This window comes from Azospirillum sp. (assembly GCF_050789165.1).
In genome coordinates this window covers 1-3,220 of the sequence record NZ_JBOZRT010000041.1, presented here as the reverse complement: position 1 = coordinate 3,220, position 3,220 = coordinate 1, and the positions used below count along the sequence as shown (strand labels likewise).

The window sequence follows — 3,220 nt, the reverse complement described above, 5'->3', positions numbered from 1 at the left end:
TGACCAACAGCAAGGGCGAATTGGTGGTGATTGCCCGCTCCGGCGAGATCGTCATCCACGACGAGCACGGCCGCGAGCGCGAACGCCACAAGGTGCCGTACGGCGCGACGCTGAACGTCAAGGCCGACCAGCCCATCAAGGCCGGCACGGTGCTGGCGAACTGGGACCCGCTGACCCGCCCGATCATCACGGAATTCGCCGGTCGCGCGAAGTTCGAGAACGTCGAGGAAGGCGTCACGGTCGCCAAGCAGGTCGACGAGGTCACCGGCCTGTCGACGCTGGTCGTCATCGACCCGAAGCGCCGCGGTGCCGCCAAGGTGGTGCGTCCGCTGGTCAAGCTGCTCGACGCCAACGGCAACGAGGTCAAGATCCCCGGCACCGACCACTCGGTGGCGATCGCGTTCCAGGTCGGCGCTCTGATCCAGGTGCGTGATGGCCAGGATCTCGCCCCGGGCGAGGTGCTGGCGCGCATTCCGGTCGAAGGCCAGAAGACGCGCGACATCACCGGCGGTCTGCCGCGGGTGGCCGAGCTGTTCGAGGCCCGCTCGCCGAAGGACGTCGGCATCCTGGCCGAGCAGACCGGCACGATCTCGTTCGGCAAGGAGACCAAGGGCAAGGTTCGCCTCGAGATCACCGATCCGGACGGCAAGAAGCACGAAGAGCTGGTGCCCAAGGAAAAGAACATCCTGGTGCACGAAGGCCAGGTGGTGAACAAGGGCGAACTCATCGTCGACGGCGCGGCCGATCCGCAGGACATCCTGCGCCTGCTGGGCGTCGAGGAACTGGCGCGCTACATCGTCGACGAGGTGCAGGACGTCTACCGCCTGCAGGGCGTGAAGATCAACGACAAGCACATCGAGGTGATCGTTCGCCAGATGCTGCGCCGCGTCCAGATCGTCGCGCCGGGCGACAGCACCTACATCGCCGGCGAGCAGGTCGAACGCTCCGAACTCTTCGACACCAACGACAAGTTGCGTGGCGAGGGCAAGGTGCCCGCGACCTACGCCGACGTGCTGCTGGGCATCACGAAGGCCTCGTTGTCGACCGACTCGTTCCTGTCCGCGGCCTCCTTCCAGGAAACCACCCGCGTGCTGACCGAGGCGGCGATCATGGGCAAGCGCGACGAGCTGCGTGGCCTGAAGGAGAACGTCATCGTCGGCCGCCTGATCCCTGCGGGCACCGGCATGGCGTACCACCAGGCACGCAAGGCCAAGGAAGAGATGGACGAGACCGAGCGCCGTGCGATCGCGCTGCAGGAAGCCGAAGAACTGGCGGCGGTGCAACTGGCCGCGGTGGATGCCGCGCCGGCGACGCCGGGCGACGGCTCCACCAGCGACTGAGCGCGTCCGGGCCCCGGTGCGACAAAAGGGCGGCTTCGGCCGCCCTTTCTTACGTCGGGCCGGGCGCCCCCGCCCAGGCGGCAGGGGTCAGGACAAGGACCCCGCGGCTGGCGGCGCGCCGGGCCAGCCGCAACAGCGCCTTGTCCCGGGTGAACAGATACCGAGCAGGCCGCGCCAGCGCGAAGTCGATGAACTTCTGGTCGTCCGGATCGGTGCACCACAACGCGCCCGCCGGGGCCATCGGCATCGCGGGCAGGAGCATGCAATTGCTTGCTGCGCGCACCATGGCATCCGCGCGCCGACCGTCCCAGCGTTCCGGCAGGGGGCGCGTCAGAACGTCGGCCAACTCGTCGAGCATCGCCTGCGTCGCGACCCAGGTCAGGGCGGACGCGGCGATCGCCGCCGACAGCGGCCGCACCGAGGGCTCGTCGAAGACGAGCCAGTCGAGCAGCACGTTGGTGTCGATCACTGCCTCGGCCGGCCGGGCGGGGAGGTGGGGCGGGGGAGAGTGCACGGATGGTTCGGGAGGCTTGCTCATGAAGCGGACGCACGAATATAATCGCGGGCTTTTCGGCAGTTTGCAGCTGCGCTTGGCCACAACAGTGGGGCCAGGCGATCTTCCGGATCTCGGCGTCGAACCTTCGTGGTCGGCGCTTTTTGTGCTTCCGGAAGCCCGTATCGGCGCCCGCGGGCGCGGGCCGGGGCTCCTGTCGATGAGCGCGTGACTTCAAACGGGAACAAGTTACCTATGCCAACCATCAACCAGCTCGTGCGCCATGGCCGTGAGGTCGAGGCCACCAAGAGCAAGTCGCCTGCGATGCAGAACTGCCCGCAGCGTCGCGGGGTCTGCACCCGCGTGTACACCACGACGCCCAAGAAGCCGAACTCCGCGCTGCGGAAGGTCGCGAAGGTGCGCCTCACGAACGGTTTCGAGGTCATCTCGTACATCGGCGGCGAGGGTCACAACCTGCAGGAGCACAGCGTCGTGCTGGTGCGCGGCGGCCGGGTCAAGGACCTGCCGGGTGTGCGCTACCACATCGTGCGCGGTTCGCTCGACCTGCAGGGCGTCAAGGATCGCAAGCAGTCGCGTTCGAAGTACGGCGCGAAGCGTCCGAAGAAGGCCTGATCGTCTTCGGGTCCGACGGGCCCGTGTGTATTGCCAGTGACCCGGATGCGGGTCGTGTCGCGGTGCCAGCCGGCTGAATGCCGGGGCGCCGAGTAAGTGGGGGGTCCGTTGCGTGATTCCCCGGGCCCGGACGGCATGCCGTCCGGTGCCAACTGAAGCTGAGAAGGAAGAGTCCCATGCCACGTCGTCGCGAAGTACCGAAGCGCGAGATCCTGCCTGATCCGAAGTTCGGGTCGGTCGATCTGTCCAAGTTCATGAACGTCATCATGGAGTCCGGCAAGAAGGCCGTGGCCGAGCGCATCATCTATGGCGCGCTGGACCAGGTCGAGAAGAAGGCCGGCAAGGACCCGCTCGAGATCTTCATGATCGCGATCAACAACGTGAAGCCGATGGTCGAGGTCAAGTCCCGCCGCGTCGGCGGTGCGAACTACCAAGTTCCCGTGGAAGTTCGCCCCGTTCGCCGGCTGGCCCTGGCCATGCGCTGGCTGAAGGAAAGCGCGCGCAAGCGCGGCGAGAAGTCGATGGCCGCGCGCCTGGCCAACGAACTGCTCGAGGCCAGCGAAGGCCGCGGCGGCGCGATGAAGAAGCGCGACGAAGTCCACCGCATGGCCGAGGCCAACAAGGCGTTCTCGCACTTCCGCTTCTAAGCGCGCCATCCGGGCTCGGCGCACCGAGCCGCTCAATGTCCTCCGGCCGCCCCGCAGGGTTTGTACTGACCCGAGGGCGGCCCCTGTATTTGGAGTGAATCATGTCC

4 protein-coding genes and 1 pseudogene are annotated in these 3,220 nt (G+C 67.1%); 4 read left to right on the top strand and 1 reads right to left on the bottom strand.

Translation table 11 applies throughout. The features are described 5' to 3' along the window. Window positions 1-1,340 (top strand): annotated as a pseudogene (locus tag ACRWK7_RS09800) (DNA-directed RNA polymerase subunit beta'); the annotation flags it as partial. A gap of 49 nt (window positions 1,341-1,389) precedes the next feature. On the opposite strand, the gene ACRWK7_RS09795 reads toward ACRWK7_RS09800, so the two are convergent. Then, window positions 1,390-1,809 (bottom strand): PIN domain-containing protein, encoded by a 420-nt coding sequence (locus tag ACRWK7_RS09795; RefSeq protein ID WP_431856024.1) that lies wholly within the window; start codon window positions 1,807-1,809, stop codon window positions 1,390-1,392. Window positions 1,810-1,876: 67 nt separating this feature from the next. On the opposite strand from ACRWK7_RS09795, the gene ACRWK7_RS09790 reads away from it, so the two are divergent. The 3 genes from ACRWK7_RS09790 (at window position 1,877) to rpsG (ending at window position 3,113) form a co-directional block, all read left to right on the top strand. Then, entirely contained in the window at window positions 1,877-2,065 is a 189-nt protein-coding gene (locus ACRWK7_RS09790; protein ID WP_431856023.1) for a hypothetical protein, read from the top strand. Window positions 2,066-2,088: 23 nt separating this feature from the next. Next, a complete protein-coding gene (gene rpsL, locus ACRWK7_RS09785; protein WP_431856022.1) occupies window positions 2,089-2,466 on the top strand; it encodes a 30S ribosomal protein S12 in 378 nt (125 codons plus the stop codon). Between the two features lie 176 nt (window positions 2,467-2,642). Next, window positions 2,643-3,113: a 30S ribosomal protein S7 gene (gene rpsG / locus ACRWK7_RS09780; RefSeq protein ID WP_173121435.1), complete on the top strand. Its 471-nt coding sequence runs from the start codon at window positions 2,643-2,645 to the stop codon at window positions 3,111-3,113. The last annotated feature ends 107 nt before the right edge of the window (window positions 3,114-3,220 follow it).